This is a genomic window from Variovorax monticola (genome assembly GCF_051216855.1).
In the GTDB taxonomy this organism is placed as follows: domain Bacteria; phylum Pseudomonadota; class Gammaproteobacteria; order Burkholderiales; family Burkholderiaceae_C; genus Variovorax.
Genome location: NZ_JBPJZP010000004.1, coordinates 515,452 through 530,137, shown reverse-complemented (window position 1 = coordinate 530,137; position 14,686 = coordinate 515,452). Strand labels below are relative to the sequence as shown.

Annotated in this window: 14 protein-coding genes; 12 read left to right on the top strand and 2 right to left on the bottom strand. The window is 67.1% G+C overall.

All coding sequences use genetic code 11. The features are described 5' to 3' along the window. Window positions 1–11: 11 nt before the first annotated feature. Window positions 12–896 (bottom strand): LysR family transcriptional regulator, encoded by an 885-nt coding sequence (locus ACSFA5_RS17065; protein ID WP_435445224.1) that lies wholly within the window; start codon window positions 894–896, stop codon window positions 12–14. A 149-nt stretch (window positions 897–1,045) separates the two neighbouring features. Here ACSFA5_RS17065 and ACSFA5_RS17060 point away from each other — a divergent pair, with 149 nt between their 5' ends. The 11 genes from ACSFA5_RS17060 (at window position 1,046) to ACSFA5_RS17010 (ending at window position 12,320) form a co-directional block, all read left to right on the top strand. Then, window positions 1,046–1,804 (top strand): SDR family oxidoreductase, encoded by a 759-nt coding sequence (locus ACSFA5_RS17060; protein WP_435445223.1) that lies wholly within the window; start codon window positions 1,046–1,048, stop codon window positions 1,802–1,804. A 161-nt stretch (window positions 1,805–1,965) separates the two neighbouring features. After that, the gene (locus ACSFA5_RS17055; protein ID WP_435445222.1) at window positions 1,966–2,661 is read left to right on the top strand and encodes a TetR/AcrR family transcriptional regulator; all 696 of its coding nucleotides are present in this window, start codon (window positions 1,966–1,968) and stop codon (window positions 2,659–2,661) included. Between the two features lie 95 nt (window positions 2,662–2,756). Continuing rightward, window positions 2,757–4,553: an acyl-CoA dehydrogenase C-terminal domain-containing protein gene (locus ACSFA5_RS17050; RefSeq protein ID WP_435445221.1), complete on the top strand. Its 1,797-nt coding sequence runs from the start codon at window positions 2,757–2,759 to the stop codon at window positions 4,551–4,553. Between the two features lie 43 nt (window positions 4,554–4,596). After that, window positions 4,597–5,040, top strand: a complete 444-nt coding sequence (locus tag ACSFA5_RS17045; protein ID WP_435445220.1) for a DUF2147 domain-containing protein — start codon at window positions 4,597–4,599, stop codon at window positions 5,038–5,040. A 121-nt stretch (window positions 5,041–5,161) separates the two neighbouring features. Next, window positions 5,162–7,597: a 3-hydroxyacyl-CoA dehydrogenase/enoyl-CoA hydratase family protein gene (locus ACSFA5_RS17040; RefSeq protein WP_435445219.1), complete on the top strand. Its 2,436-nt coding sequence runs from the start codon at window positions 5,162–5,164 to the stop codon at window positions 7,595–7,597. Window positions 7,598–7,619: 22 nt separating this feature from the next. Continuing rightward, window positions 7,620–8,075: an endonuclease domain-containing protein gene (locus ACSFA5_RS17035; RefSeq protein WP_435445218.1), complete on the top strand. Its 456-nt coding sequence runs from the start codon at window positions 7,620–7,622 to the stop codon at window positions 8,073–8,075. Further along, complete coding sequence (locus ACSFA5_RS17030) at window positions 8,072–9,268, top strand: acetyl-CoA C-acyltransferase (RefSeq protein ID WP_435445217.1); 1,197 nt, start codon at window positions 8,072–8,074, stop codon at window positions 9,266–9,268. Before ACSFA5_RS17035 ends, ACSFA5_RS17030 begins: the two co-directional genes overlap by 4 nt. Before the next feature lie 46 nt (window positions 9,269–9,314). Next, on the top strand, window positions 9,315–10,145 hold the full coding sequence (locus ACSFA5_RS17025) for an acyl-CoA thioesterase (protein WP_435445216.1): 831 nt from the start codon (window positions 9,315–9,317) through the stop codon (window positions 10,143–10,145). Window positions 10,146–10,150: 5 nt separating this feature from the next. Next, window positions 10,151–10,897 carry an SDR family oxidoreductase gene (locus tag ACSFA5_RS17020; protein WP_435445215.1) on the top strand — a complete coding sequence of 249 codons (747 nt, stop codon included), beginning with the start codon at window positions 10,151–10,153 and terminating at the stop codon, window positions 10,895–10,897. Window positions 10,898–10,921: 24 nt separating this feature from the next. Continuing rightward, on the top strand, window positions 10,922–11,518 hold the full coding sequence (locus ACSFA5_RS17015; RefSeq protein WP_435445214.1) for a 2-hydroxychromene-2-carboxylate isomerase: 597 nt from the start codon (window positions 10,922–10,924) through the stop codon (window positions 11,516–11,518). A gap of 37 nt (window positions 11,519–11,555) precedes the next feature. Continuing rightward, window positions 11,556–12,320 (top strand): enoyl-CoA hydratase, encoded by a 765-nt coding sequence (locus tag ACSFA5_RS17010; RefSeq protein ID WP_435445213.1) that lies wholly within the window; start codon window positions 11,556–11,558, stop codon window positions 12,318–12,320. A 19-nt stretch (window positions 12,321–12,339) separates the two neighbouring features. Here ACSFA5_RS17010 and ACSFA5_RS17005 read toward each other — a convergent pair whose 3' ends face one another. Next, entirely contained in the window at window positions 12,340–12,765 is a 426-nt protein-coding gene (locus ACSFA5_RS17005; protein ID WP_435445212.1) for an acyl-CoA thioesterase, read from the bottom strand. A 41-nt stretch (window positions 12,766–12,806) separates the two neighbouring features. Here ACSFA5_RS17005 and ACSFA5_RS17000 point away from each other — a divergent pair, with 41 nt between their 5' ends. Then, window positions 12,807–14,648: an ABCB family ABC transporter ATP-binding protein/permease gene (locus ACSFA5_RS17000; protein WP_435445211.1), complete on the top strand. Its 1,842-nt coding sequence runs from the start codon at window positions 12,807–12,809 to the stop codon at window positions 14,646–14,648. Window positions 14,649–14,686: the final 38 nt, after the last annotated feature.

Below are 14,686 nucleotides of genomic sequence, written 5' to 3'. Positions count from 1 at the left end.
AGGAGTTTTCTTCAGCGCAGCGCGCGCACCAGCGCGTCGTACACCAGCCGCACGCGCGCCGGCACCGGCGCGCGCTGCGGGCGGTAGACATGGATCGGCCAGGGCTCCGGCTCGTCGGCCGCCAGCACGGCCACCAGCGCCCCCGACTGCAGCCACGGTTCGGCCAGCGGCGCGATGAGCTGGCCGAAGCCGACGCCTGCCAGCACGGCGGCGCATTCGGCATCGATGTCGTCGGTCACGAACGCGGGCGCGGCCACTGTGAACAGCCGCCGCTTGCTGAAGGCCCACGGCCAGGGGCGGCCCGAGCTGCGGTCGATCAGCGCGGTGAGCGGCAGGGCCGCGAGCGCATCGACGTCGCGCGGCACGCCGACCCGCGCGATGAGCGCCGGGGCGCCGACCACGTGCAGCGGCATCTTTCCGACGGCGCGCGCCACGAAGCGGGCGTCGCGCATCGGCCCGACGCGCACGCCGAGGTCGATCTGCTGGTCGACCATGTCGGCATGCTGCTCCGACAGCCGCAGGTCGAGCACCAGCCCGGGGTGCGCCACGACCAGCGGCGCCAGCACCTGCGGAATGAGCCGGCCGTACATGTGCGGCGCGGTGATGCGCACCGTGCCCGCGTGCTGCGACAGCGCGCGCCGGTCGGTGCGGTGAAAGAGATCGTCGACGCCGCCCACCGCCGCGAGCGCGCGCTCGGCCAGCTGCCGGCCGAAATCGGTGAGCTGCACGCCGCGCGTGCTGCGGTGGAACAGCGGCTCGCCCAGGTCTTCTTCGAGCTCGCGCACCGCGCGCGTCACCACCTGCGGCGAGACCGACAGGCGCACGGCCGCTTCGCGGAAGTTGGTGGCGGCTGCGGCGGCGCAGAACACACGCAGGGCTTCGAGGCGGTTGGACATGGGTAGAAAGTGTTCCGGTTTGGGGAATTCTGAAGTCGCAAGAGTTTCATTTACGGGAACACGTGGATTTTCCACACTGCATGCACTTCCTCAACACCTCGTTCAACACCCCGTTCAACACCCCGTTCAACACCTCCAAGGAAATCTTCATGACATCCGTTCAAGACAACATCAAGGGCAAGGTCGCCATCGTCACTGGCGCGAGCAGCGGCATCGGCGAATCCATGGCGCGCCACCTGGCCGCCCGCGGCGCGAAGGTGGTGCTGGCCGCGCGCCGCACCGATCGGCTCGACAAGGTGGTGGCCGAGATTCGCGAGGCCGGCGGCGAAGCCATCGCGGTGGCCACCGATGTCGCGAAACGCGCCGACCTCGACAAGCTGGCCGCGGCCACGGTGGAGGCCTTCGGCCGCATCGACGTGCTGGTCAACAACGCGGGCGTGATGCCGCTGTCGCCCATCGACAAGCTCAAGGTCGACGAGTGGGACCGCACCATCGACGTCAACATCAAGGGCGTGCTGTACGGCATTGCCGCGGTGCTGCCGCGCATGCAGGCGCAGGGCAGCGGCCACATCCTGAACGTGGCGTCCATCGCCGGGTTCAAGGTGTTCACCCCCATCGGCACGGTGTACAGCGCGACCAAGCATGCGGTGCGCGCCATCTCCGAAGGGCTGCGCGTGGAGATGGGCAACAGCGGCGTGCGCGTGACCACCGTGTCGCCCGGCGCGGTCGAGTCGGAGCTGAAGTTCGGCAGCAGCGACGCCGACAGCGCGGCCGGCGTGAAGGCGTTCTACGACGCCAACCAGATCCCGGCCGACGCGGTGGCGCGTGCCGTGGTCTACGCGGTGGAGCAGCCGGCGAACGTGGACATCAACGAGGTGGTGGTGCGGCCGGTGTCGCAGGAGTTCTGAGTCGCGCGCTTTGCGACATGACGAGAGACGGGGCCGATGACGGCCCTTTTTTCGTTTCAATTAACCTTCGACAACTGAAGGTTTCTGTGAGCCGAAACCCGGAAGTCCCTGCAAAATAGAACGATCGTTCGTTTTTCTGTTTTTTGCCTGGGATTTCCACGATGACCGCCACCGCCGTTCCCGCCAAGCCCGCCCGCGCCGCCCAGAAGGGCCAGCAGACCAAGGCCGTCATCGTCGATGCCGCGCTGGCGCTGGCCGCGCAGATCGGGCTGGAAGGCCTGTCGATCGGCGCCGTGGCCGAGATCACCAAGATGAGCAAGTCGGGCGTGTTCGCCCACTTCGGCTCGCGCGAGGAACTGCAGATCTCGGTGGTGCGCGAATACCACGCGCGCTTCGAGCACGAGGTGTTCTTTCCCGCCCTGAAGGCAGCGCGCGGCCTGCCGCGGCTGCGCGCCATGTTCGCCAACTGGATGAAGCGCACCTCGACCGAAATCGACTCGGGCTGCATCTACATCAGCGGCGCCTCCGAATTCGACGACCGCCCGGGGCCGGTGCGCGACGCGCTGGTCGAGTCGGTCAACATCTGGCAGGGCGCCGTGTTGCGCGCCATCGTGCAGTCGAAAAGCGAAGGCCACCTGCGCGCCGACGCCGACGAGCGCCAGGTGGGGTTCGAGATTCACGGCCTGATCCTCGCGCTGCACTACGAGGCGCGCTTTCTGCAAGTGCCCGGCTCCATCGGCCGCGCCAACGTCGGCTTCGACAACATCCTCGCGCGCAGCGCGACCCCCGATGCGCCCACGCCGGAGGCGGCCGCGGCTGCCGCACCGGCGGGCCGCCGCCTGAAGACCGTGCGCTGATACGCGCGCGGCTCGCCCCGCTTTCTCTGCTTTTGCGCTTTCTCGTTTCCCCCCCTTTTTCTTTTTCTATCTAGCTTCGACCAGGAGACTTCCGGATGCCTACCTACAACCCACCCGTGCGTGACATGCAATTCGTGCTGCACGAAGTGCTCCACGTCGCTGACGAACTCAAGGCGCTGCCGGCCCACGCCGAGACCGATGCCGACACCATCAACGCCGTGATCGAAGAGGCCGGCAAGTTCGCCGCCGAGGTGACCTTTCCGCTCAACATCAGCGGCGACGAAGAAGGCTGCGTGCTCGACAAGGCCACGCATGAAGTGAAGACGCCCACGGGCTTCAAGGCCGCCTATGCCAAGTACGTCGAAGGCGGCTGGCCCGCGCTGTCGTGCGACCCGGCCTTCGGCGGCCAGGGCCTGCCCTTCGTGGTGAACCAGTGCCTGTTCGAAATGCTCAACAGCGCCAACCAGGCCTGGACCATGTACCCGGGCCTCTCGCACGGCGCGTACGAAGCGCTCAAGGCCCACGGCACGGAAGAACAGAAGAAGACCTACCTGCCCAAGCTCACCAGCGGCGAGTGGACCGGCACCATGTGCCTGACCGAACCCCATTGCGGCACCGACCTGGGCCTGCTGCGCACCAAGGCCGAGCCGCAGGCCGACGGCAGCTACCGCATCACCGGCAGCAAGATCTTCATCTCGGCCGGCGAGCACGACATGACGGACAACATCATTCACCTGGTGCTGGCCCGCCTGCCGGACGCGCCCAAGGGCAGCAAGGGCATCAGCCTGTTCGTGGTGCCCAAGTTCCACGTCAAGGCCGACGGCTCGCTCGGCGGGCGCAACCCGATCTTCTGCGCCGGCCTGGAGCACAAGATGGGCATCCACGGCAACGCCACCGCGCAGATCGTGATCGAAGGCGCCACCGGCACGCTCGTGGGCGAGCCCAACAAGGGCCTGGCCGCGATGTTCGTGATGATGAACGCCGCTCGCCTGGGCGTGGGCAACCAGTCGCTGGGCCTGACCGAAGTGGCCTACCAGAACGCACTGGCCTACGCCAAGGACCGCATCCAGATGCGTTCGCTGTCGGGCGTGAAGGCCAAGGACAAGGAAGCCGATCCGATCATCGTGCACCCCGACGTGCGCAAGATGCTGCTCACGGCCAAGGCCTATGCCGAAGGCGGCCGCGCACTGCAGATCTTCTGCACGCTGCTGCTCGACAAGGAGCACAACCATCCCGACGAGAAGGTGCGCAACGACTCGGGCGAGCTGGTCGCGCTGCTCACGCCCATCGTCAAGGCCTTCATCACCGACAACGGCCACATCGCGACCAATTCGTGCATGCAGGTGTTCGGCGGCCACGGCTTCATCAAGGAATGGGGCATGGAGCAGTTCGTGCGGGACAACCGCATCAACATGATCTATGAAGGCACCAACACCATCCAGTCGCTGGACCTGCTGGGCCGCAAGGTGCTGGGCAACAACGGCGCGTCGCTGAAGAAGTTCGGCAAGCTCGTGGGCAAGCTGGTGGAAGAAGAGGGCGTGAACGAGAAGATGGCCGAGTTCATCAACCCGATCGCGATGCTGGGCGACCAGCTCACCAAGTTCACCACCGAGATCGGCTTCAAGGGCTTCCAGAACCCCGACGAAGTGGGCGCCGCCGCGGTGGACTATCTGCGCGTGGCCGGCCACTTCGTGTTCGGCTACCTGTTCGCACGCATGGCGCAGGTGGCGCTGCGCGAAATTGCCGCTGGCAACACCGACCCTTTCTACGTCGCCAAGCTGCAGACCGCGCGCTTCTACTTCGCCAAGCTGTTCCCCGAGACCGCGACGCTGATGCGCACCGCGCGCGCCGGCAGCAAGGTGCTGATGGACACCGACGCGGCGCTGGCCTGAGGCCGGCCCCCGGTCCTTTCCTTCACCCCTGCGGGAGACACGCATGAAACAAACATTCGCAGCCGTTCTGTTCGCCCTCACCGCCGTTGCGGCGGCCTCTGCCATGGCCCAGTCCACGCCCGTGGGCGTGTGGCGCAACGTGGACGACAAGACCGGCGAGGTCAAGGCCGAGATCAGCATCGCCGAGACCAACGGCGCGCTGATCGGGCGCATCGAGAAGGCGCTGGGCAAGGACGCCAAGCCCGGTGCCACCTGCGACGAATGCAGCGACGACCGCAAGGGCAAGCCGATGGTCGGCCTGGACATCATCCGCGGCGGCAAGAAGGCCGAAGGCAAGGATGTCTGGGAAGGCGGCAAGATCCTCGACCCCGAGAACGGCAAGGAATACCGCGCCAGCTTCACGCCCGTCGAAGGCGGCAAGAAGCTCGAAGTGCGCGGCTACCTGGGCCCTTTCTGGCGCACCCAAACCTGGAACCGTGTTCCTTGACCCACCCCCGTAGCTGCTCACTTCGTGTAGCAGCCTCCCCCTCAAGGGGGCAACACCAGCGGCCCGGCAAAGCCGGTTCCGCGGTGTTCCCCGAACTGATTCAGAACTTCGAAACTCCGCTATGTCCCGATTTCAAGTGAAGAAGGTCGCCGTGCTCGGCGCCGGCGTGATGGGCGCGCAGATTGCCGCCCACCTCGTCAACGTGCGCGTGCCCGTCGTGCTGTTCGACCTGGCCGCCAAGGACGCGACCGGCGCGGTCGCTCAAGGTGCAGCGAAGAACGGCATCGTCACGCGTGCCATCGACAACCTCAAGAAGCTCAAGCCCGCGCCGCTCGGCGACGTGGCCGACGCGGTGCTGATCGAGCAGGCCAACTACGATGACGACCTGGCCAAGCTGGGCGAATGCGACCTCATCATCGAGGCCATTGCCGAGCGCATGGACTGGAAGCTCGATCTCTACAAGAAGATCGCGCCGCATGTAGCGAAGCATTCGATCCTGGCCTCGAACACTTCGGGCCTGTCGATCACCAAGCTCAGCGAAGCATTGCCCGAAGCGCTGAAGCCGCGTTTCTGCGGCATTCACTTCTTCAACCCGCCGCGCTACATGTTCCTGGTGGAGCTGATCAACACGCCCACCACGCAGCCGCAGGTGCTCGACGACCTGGAGACCTTCGTCACCAGCACGCTGGGCAAGGGCGTGGTGCGCGCGCACGACACGCCCAACTTCATCGCCAACCGCGTCGGCATCGCCGGCATGCTGGCCACGCTGAAGGAAGTCGAGAAGTTCGGCCTCACGCCCGACGTGGTGGACGACCTCACGGGCAAGAAGCTGGGTCGCGCGAGTTCGGGCACCTTCCGCACCGCCGACGTGGTGGGTCTGGACACGATGGCCCATGTCGTCAAGACCTTGCAAGACACCCTGAACGCAGAGACCGATCCGTTCTACGCCAACTTCGCGACGCCGCCGGTGCTCGCCAGGCTGCTGGAGCTGGGCAACCTGGGCCAGAAGACCAAGGCCGGTTTCTTCAAGAAGGTGGGGCGCGACATCCTGCGCTTCGACCTGAAGAGCGGCGAGTACGTGCCCGCCGGCGCCAAGGCCGACGAGGTGTACGGTCGCATGCTGAAGAAGCCCGCGGGCGAGCGGCTGAAGCTGCTGCGCGAGAGCGAAGGGCCGCAGGGGCAGTTCCTGTGGGCCATCTTGCGCGACGGCTTTCACTACGCCGCGGTGCACCTGGCCGACATTGCCGAGAGCGCGCGCGACATCGACTATGCAATGCGCTTGGGCTTCGGCATGAAGCAGGGGCCGTTCGAGCTGTGGCAGGAAGCAGGTTGGGCGCAGGTCGCGAAGTGGGTGCAGGAAGACATCGACGCGGGCAAGGCGCTGAGCACGGTGCCGCTGCCCAAGTGGGTGTTCGAAGGCGCGGTCGCGTCCTCGAACCATGGGGCCGGCGGCGTGCACACGCCCGAAGGTTCGTGGAGCGCGTCGCAAGGCCGGTTCATCGCGCAGCGCAAGCTGCCGGTGCACGATCGCCAGCTGTTCCCCGAGAGCGTGCTGGGCGCGAACGCGCCCGATGCGAACAAGGCCGGCACCACGATCAGCGACGAGGGCGATGTGCGCGTGTGGACGCTCGACGGTGAAGTGCTGATCGCCAGCATCCATTCGAAGATGCACGCCATCAGCCCCGACGTGGCCGAGGCGCTGGGCGCAGCGGTCGACCTGGCCGAGGCCGAATACAAGGGCCTGGTGATCTGGTCGCCGGAAGAGATGTTCTCCGTCGGCGCCGACCTGCAGGCGATGCTGCCGGCCTTCGTGGTCGCGGGCATCGGCGCGGTCGAGGGCGCGGAAGAAGAGCTGCAGAACGTGATGCTCAAGATCCGCTACGCGAGCGTGCCGGTGGTGTCGGCCGTGCGCGGCCTGGCACTGGGCGGCGGCTGCGAGCTGGCGGTGTATTCGGCCAGGCGCGTCGCGGCGATGGAAAGCTACATCGGGCTGGTTGAGGTCGGCGTGGGGCTGATCCCCGGCGCGGGCGGGCTGACCTACATCGCGCGACGTGCGGCAGAGAACGCATCGGCTTCTACGGGCACCGATCTGCTGCCGTTCCTGACGGAAGGATTCACCGCCGCGGCGATGGCCAAGGTCGGTACAGGCGCACTCGACTCGAAGAAGCTGGGCTACCTGCTCGACAGCGACGTGATCGTCGCGAACAAGGACGAGCTGCTGTACGTGGCGCTGCAGCAGGCCAAGGCGATGGCCGACGCCGGCTACCGCGCGCCGCTGCGCCGCAGCTTCCGCGTGGCGGGGCGCAGCGGGGCGGCAACGATCAAGGGGCAACTGGTGAACATGCGCGACGGCGGGTTCATCAGCGCGCACGACTTCCACATCGCGAGCCTGATCGCGGGTGTGGTCACCGGTGGTGACGTCGATGCGGGTTCGCTCGTGACCGAGGAGTACCTGATGACGCTGGAACGCAAGGCGTTCTGCTCGCTGATCGTGCATCCGAAGACGCAGGAGCGGATCATGGGGATGTTGAGCACGGGGAAGCCGGTGCGCAACTGACGCAGCAACGCAGGCAAGGACCATGAGCGACAGCATCGACACGTCCGGTCCCCTCTCCCGCTCGCGGGAGAGGGCTAGGGTGAGGGCACGCAGCCTTCGCGAAACCCCGACGGATGCCGAGGCCCTGCTCTGGTTCCACCTGCGCGACCGCCGCCTGTCCGACTACAAGTTCCGACGCCAGCGCTCGATCGGTCCGTACTTCGCAGACTTCGCGTGCCTCGAAGCGAAGCTGATCGTCGAGCTGGATGGTGGGCAGCATGCGCAAGCCGCCGCTTACGACGAAGACCGCACGCGCTTCATGCATGCCCAGGGCTACCGCGTGCTTCGATTCTGGAACAACGAAGTGCTGACGCAGACGGATGCGGTGCGCGAGCGGATCCTGCAGGCGCTGCAGGAAGACAGCCCTCACCCCAGCCCTCTCCCGCAAGCGGGAGAGGGAGCAAGACCAAGACAAGACATCAGGAATCTCAAGCCATGAAACAAATCCAAGACGCCTACATCGTCTCCGCCACCCGCACCCCCATCGGCAAGTCGCACCGCGGCTTCTTCCGCAACTACCGGCCCGACGACCTGCTCGCGACCACGCTCAGGGCCGCGCTCGCCGCAGTCCCCAGCCTCGACCCCAAGGCCATCGAGGACATCATCTGCGGCTGCGCCATCCCCGAGTCGCAGCAGGGCCTGAACATCGCGCGCATCGGCGCGGTGCTGGCCGGCCTGCCGACCAGCGTGGGCGGCATCACCGTCAACCGCTTCTGCGCCTCGGGCCTGTCGGCCGTGCAGATGGCGGCCGACCGCATCCGCGTGGGCGAAGCCGACGTGATGATCGCCGCCGGTGTCGAGAGCATGAGCATGGTGCCGATGATGGGCAACGCGCCCTCGCTGTCGCCCGCCATCTTCGAACGCGAAGGCGACGTGGGCATCGCCTACGGCATGGGCCTCACGGCCGAGAAGGTCGCGCAGCAGTGGAAGGTGAGCCGCGACGCGCAGGACGAATTCGCGCTTGCCTCGCACCAGAAGGCACTGGCCGCGCAGAAGGCCGGCCACTTCGCCGACGAGATCACGCCCATCGAAGTGACCGACCGCACGCCGAACCTGGAGACCGGCGAGGTGAATGCCAAGACCCGCACCGTCAGCCTCGACGAAGGCGCGCGCCCCGACACCAGCATCGAAGGCCTGGCCAGGCTGCGCACCGTGTTCGCCGCGCGCGGCACGGTCACGGCCGGCAACAGCTCGCAGACCTCGGACGGCGCCGGTGCGCTCATCCTGGCGAGCGAGAAGGCCGTGAAGCAGTACGGCCTGACGCCGCTCGCGCGCTTCGTGAGCTTCGCCAGCAAGGGCGTGCCGCCGCACATCATGGGCATCGGCCCGATCGAGGCGATTCCGGCCGCGCTGCGCTATGCCGGCCTGAAGCACGAGGACATCGACTGGTTCGAGCTCAACGAAGCCTTCGCCGCGCAGTCGCTGGCCGTCATCCGCACGCTGGGCCTCGATCCGTCGAAGGTCAACCCGATGGGCGGCGCCATTGCGCTGGGCCATCCGCTGGGCGCGACCGGTGCTATCCGCTCGGCGACAGTCGTGCACGCGCTGCGTCGCGAGAATCTGAAGTACGGCATGGTCACGATGTGCGTGGGCATGGGCCAGGGCGCGGCGGGCATCTTCGAGCGCGTCTGACAGCCCAGGTCGTTTTGCCGTGCAGCCGTCGCAGGAGACAACACAGATGACAGCGCATCCGTTCGACAAGGCCCTTGAAATTCACCACAGCGACATCCGCGTGGGCCATTTCACGGGCATGACCAGCCCCGACTACTGGAACATGGTCGGGCCCTTCGGCGGCACCACGGCTGCGCTGGTGCTGCAGGCGGTGCTGAAGCACCCGGACCTGCTCGGCGCGCCGATCGCGCTCACGGTCAACTACGCGGCGGCGCTGGAAGCCGGCGCCTTCGACATCCAGGCCACGGCCGTGCGCACCAACCGCTCGACGCAGCACTGGACGGTGCAGATCACCCAGGCCGGCACTGGCGGCGCGCCGACCATGACCACCACCGCCACCGTGGTCACCGCGGTGCGCCGCGAGACCTGGGGCGAAAACGACCTGCCCATGCCCGAGGTGCCCCGCCCCGAAGCGGTCGAGCGCATCACCATCGGCCCGTCGGGCGTGGCGTGGATCGGCCAGTACGAGATGCGCCCGATCAGCGGCGGCATTCCGGCCCAGTGGGACGGCAGCGGCCACCACAGCGAAAGCCGGCTCTGGCTGCGCGACGCCCAGCCCAGGCCGCTGGACATCACCTCGCTCGCGGCCATGAGCGACCTGTTCTATCCGCGCGTGTGGCTGCGCCGCGCCAAGCCGGTGCCGGCGGGCACGGTGTCGATCACCACCTACTTCCACGCCAACGCGGCGCAGCTGGCCGAGGTCGGCACGGGCTACCTGCTGGGCAGCGCCACGGGGCAGCAGTTCAGCAACGGCTTCTTCGACCAGGCCGCGCAGCTCTGGAGCGAAAGCGGCGCATTGCTGGCCACGTCGAACCAGATCGTCTACTACAAGGAATGACCGCCATGTCGCTGACAAAAGCCGCACTCATCGTCGGCGCGGGCGACGCCACCGGCGGCGCCATTGCCCGCCGCTTCGCGCGCGAGGGCTACGCCACCTGCGTCACGCGGCGCAGCCTCGACAAGCTGCAGCCGCTGGTGGCGCAGATCGAGGCCGACGGCGGCCGTGCGCACGCCTTCGCCTGCGATGCGCGCAAGGAAGAGGAAGTGGTCGCGCTGGTCGAGCAGATCGAGTCGACCATCGGGCCGATCGAGGTGATGGTGTTCAACATCGGCGCGAACGTGCCGCAGAGCATCCTTACCGAGACGGCGCGCAAGTATTTCAAGGTGTGGGAGATGGCCTGTTTCTCGGGCTTTCTCAACGGCCGCGAAGTCGCAAAGCGCATGGTGGCGCGCGAGCTGCCCAAGGGCGCCCATCGCGGCACGATCATCTTCACGGGCGCCACGGCGTCGCTGCGCGGCGCGGCGAACTTCGGCGCGTTCTCGGGCGCCAAGATGGCCCTGCGCGCGCTGGCGCAGTCGATGGCGCGCGAGCTGGGTCCGCAGGGCATTCACGTGGCGCACGTGGTGGTCGACGGGGCCATCGACACCGAGTTCATTCGCAGCAACTTCCCCGAGCGCTATGCGCTGAAGGAAGACGACGGCATCCTGAACCCCGATCACATCGCCGACGCCTACTGGATGCTGCATTCGCAGCCGCGCGATGCGTGGACGCACGAACTCGACCTGCGCCCCTGGTCCGAGAAGTTCTGAAGACCACATGAAGGAGACCACGCCATGACCAGATCCGTCGACTTCTATTTCGACTTCGGCAGCCCCGCCGCCTACCTGGCCGCCACCCAACTGCCGCACGTGTGCGCCGACACCGGTGCGACGCTGGTGTGGAAGCCCATGCTGCTGGGCGGCGTGTTCCAGGCCACGGGCAACCACTCGCCGGCCGAGATCAAGCCCAAGGGCCCGTACATGACCGCCGACCTGCAGCGCTTTGCCAGGCGCTACGGCGTGCCCTACGTGCACAACCCCTTCTTTCCCATCAACACGCTGCTGCTGATGCGCGGTGCCACGGGCATCCAGATGACCGAGCCGGCGCGCTTTGGCGCCTATGTGGATGCCGTGTACCACGCGATGTGGGTCGAGCCGCAGAACCTCAACGACCCGGCCACCGTCGGCGCCGTCTTGCAGAATGCGGGCTTCGACGCCGCAGGCCTGCTCGCGCTGGCCGGTGCGCAGGACACCAAGGACCGCCTCAAGGCCGTGACCCAGGAGGCCGTGGAACGCGGCGTGTTCGGCGCGCCGACCATGTTCGTCGGCACCGAGATGTTCTGGGGCCAGGACCGGCTCGATTTCGTGCGCGAAGCGCTGGCGGCCGCCTGACCGCGGCAACGCCCCTTTTTACCCAAGGACCATTCCCATGAGCGACATCCTCGTCCACACCGAAGCCGGTGTGATGACCCTCACCTTCAACCGCGTCGACAAGAAGAACTCGATCACCAGCAGCATGTACGCCGAACTGGCCGACGCGCTGGCCACGGCCGAGACCGATGCTGCCGTGCGCTGCGTGCTGATCCAGGGCGACCCGACCATCTTCAGTGCCGGCAACGACATCGGCGACTTCCTGAACGGCCCGCCGGCGACGCAGGAGTCGCCCGTGTTCCGCTTTTTGCGCGGCATCGCGACCTTTCCCAAGCCGATCGTCGCGTCCGTCTGCGGCCCGGCCGTGGGCATCGGCACCACGATGCTGTTCCATTGCGACCTGGTCTATGCGGGCGACAACGCGGCCTTCTCGATGCCTTTCGTGAACCTGGGCCTGTGCCCCGAAGCCGCTTCCAGCCTGCTGGTGCCGCAGATGCTGGGCTACCACCGCGCGGCCGAGGCGCTGCTGCTGGGCGAGCCCTTCATGGCCGAGGCCGCGCTCGAAGTGGGCCTGGTCAACCGCGTGGTGCCACCGACCGAGGCGAACGCCATCGCGCAAACGCAGGCGCGCAAGCTCGCGGCCAAGCCGCTGACCGCGCTGGTCGAGACCAAGCGCCTGCTGAAGAAGTCGCAGATGCCCGCCGTGCTCGAGCGCATGGGCGAGGAGGGCGCGAGCTTCGGGCGCATGCTGCGCGAACCGGCCGCCAAGGAGGCATTCGGCGCCTTCATGGAGAAGCGAAAGCCGGACTTTTCGAAGGTCTGAGGCGCTCGCTCCAGGGCCTTCAGGCCTGTTGTTCGATGGGGCGCGGGCGGCCGTTGTCGTCGATGGCCACGTAGGTGAAGGTGGCCTGCGTCACCTTGATGTACTCGCCCTGGGCCCGGAAGCGCTCGGCGAACACCTCGACCGTGACCGTGACCGACGTGCGCCCGATGCGCACCAGCTTCGAATAGAACGACAGGATGTCGCCCAGGCGCACCGGCTGCTTGAAGATGAATTCGTTGACCGCCACCGTGGCCATGCGGCCCTTGGCGTGGCGCGCCGGAATCACCGAGCCGGCCAGGTCGCACTGCGCCATGACCCACCCGCCGAAGATGTCGCCGTTGGCGTTGCAGTCGGCCGGCATCGGAATGACCTTGAGCACCAGCTCCATGTCGGTGGGCAGGCTCTTGAGGGTGGCGGCAGCGGCAGCGCTGGAAGTATCTGACATGGGCACAATCTGGAACAAACAAGCAACCACGATTGTCCTCCATGCGCCGAAGCGGCGAAGCCCTCCCCCCCTCCCACACCGTCTCCGGCCACCCGCCGGAGCGCAGCGACCGTTCCGACTGGGCGACGCTGCGCCGCCTGTTTCCCTACCTCTGGCAGTACAAGTGGCGGGTGGCCGCCGCGCTGGCCTTCATGGTGGGCGCCAAGGTGGCCAACGTGGGCGTGCCGGTGCTGCTGAAGAACCTGGTCGACACCATGACGCCCAAGGCGGGTGTGCCCGACATGGCGCAGGCGTTGCTCATCGTGCCCATGAGCCTGCTGCTGGCCTACGGCCTGCTGCGCTTCTCGACCTCGCTGTTCGGAGAGCTGCGCGAGCTGATCTTCGCCAAGGCCACCGAAGGCACGGCGCGCCAGATCGCGCTGGAGGTGTTCGAGCACCTGCACTCGCTGAGCCTGCGCTTTCACCTGGAGCGCCAGACCGGCGGCATGACGCGCGACATCGAGCGCGGCACGCGCGGCGTGCACTCGCTGATCTCGATGTCGCTCTACAGCATCGTGCCCACCATCATCGAGCTGGTGCTGGTGCTCACCATATTGGGGGTGAAGTTCGATTCGCTGTTCGTCTGGATCACCGGGGCGGCGCTGGTGCTGTACATCGGCTTCACCGTCACGGTGACCGAGTGGCGCACGCAGTTTCGCAAGACCATGAACGAGCTCGACTCGGTGGCGCAGAGCCGCGCGGTCGACTCGCTCATCAACTACGAAACCGTCAAGTACTTCAACAACGAGGCGTTCGAGGCGAAGCGCTACGACGCCAGCCTGGACCGCTACCGCAAGGCCGCCATCAAGAGCCAGCGCACGCTGAGCATGCTCAACACCGGCCAGCAGGCGCTGATTGCCGTGAGCCTGGTGCTGATGCTGTGGCGCGCTACCTCGGGCGTGGTCGAAGGGCGCATGACGCTGGGCGACCTGGTGATGGTCAACGCCTTCATGATCCAGCTCTACATACCGCTGAACTTCCTGGGCGTGATCTACCGCGAGATCAAGCAGAGCCTGACCGACCTGGACAAGATGTTCGTGCTGATGGAGAAAGACCGCGAGGTGCGCGACGCACCGGGCGCGCAGCCGCTGGCCGGCAAGGACTCGACCATCCGCTTCGAGGACGTGAGCTTCGCCTACGAACCCGCGCGCCCCATCCTCAAGCACTTGAGCTTCGAGATCCCGGCCGGCAAGACGGTGGCCGTGGTCGGCCCCTCGGGCTCGGGCAAGTCGACGCTGGCGCGGCTGCTCTACCGCTTCTACGACGTGCAGCACGGGCGCATCACCATCGGCGGCGAGGACATCCGCGAGGTCACGCAGTCCAGCGTGCGCCGCGCCATCGGCATCGTGCCGCAGGACACGGTGCTGTTCAACGACACGGTCGAATACAACATCGCCTACGGCCGCCCGGGGGCCACGCGCGAAGAGGTGGAAAACGCCGCGCGCGCCGCGCGCATCCACGACTTCATCTCGGCCACGCCCAAGGGCTACGACACCACCGTGGGCGAGCGCGGCCTGAAGCTGTCGGGCGGCGAGAAGCAGCGCGTGGCCATTGCGCGCACGCTGCTGAAAGACCCGCCGATCGTGATCTTCGACGAGGCCACTTCGGCGCTGGACTCGGCCAACGAGCGCGCCATCCAGTCGGAGCTCAAGAGCGCCGCGCAGGACAAGACCACGCTGGTCATCGCGCACCGCCTGTCGACGGTGGTCGATGCGCACGAGATCCTGGTGCTGGAAGCCGGTGTGATCGTCGAGCGCGGCACGCACGCCGCGCTGCTCGCCAGGCAGGGCCGCTACGCCCAGATGTGGGCTTTGCAGAAGAGCGAAGCAGCCCCACTGCTCTGACGCGATCATTCGATCTTTGTTTTTACCGATCCAGGAGT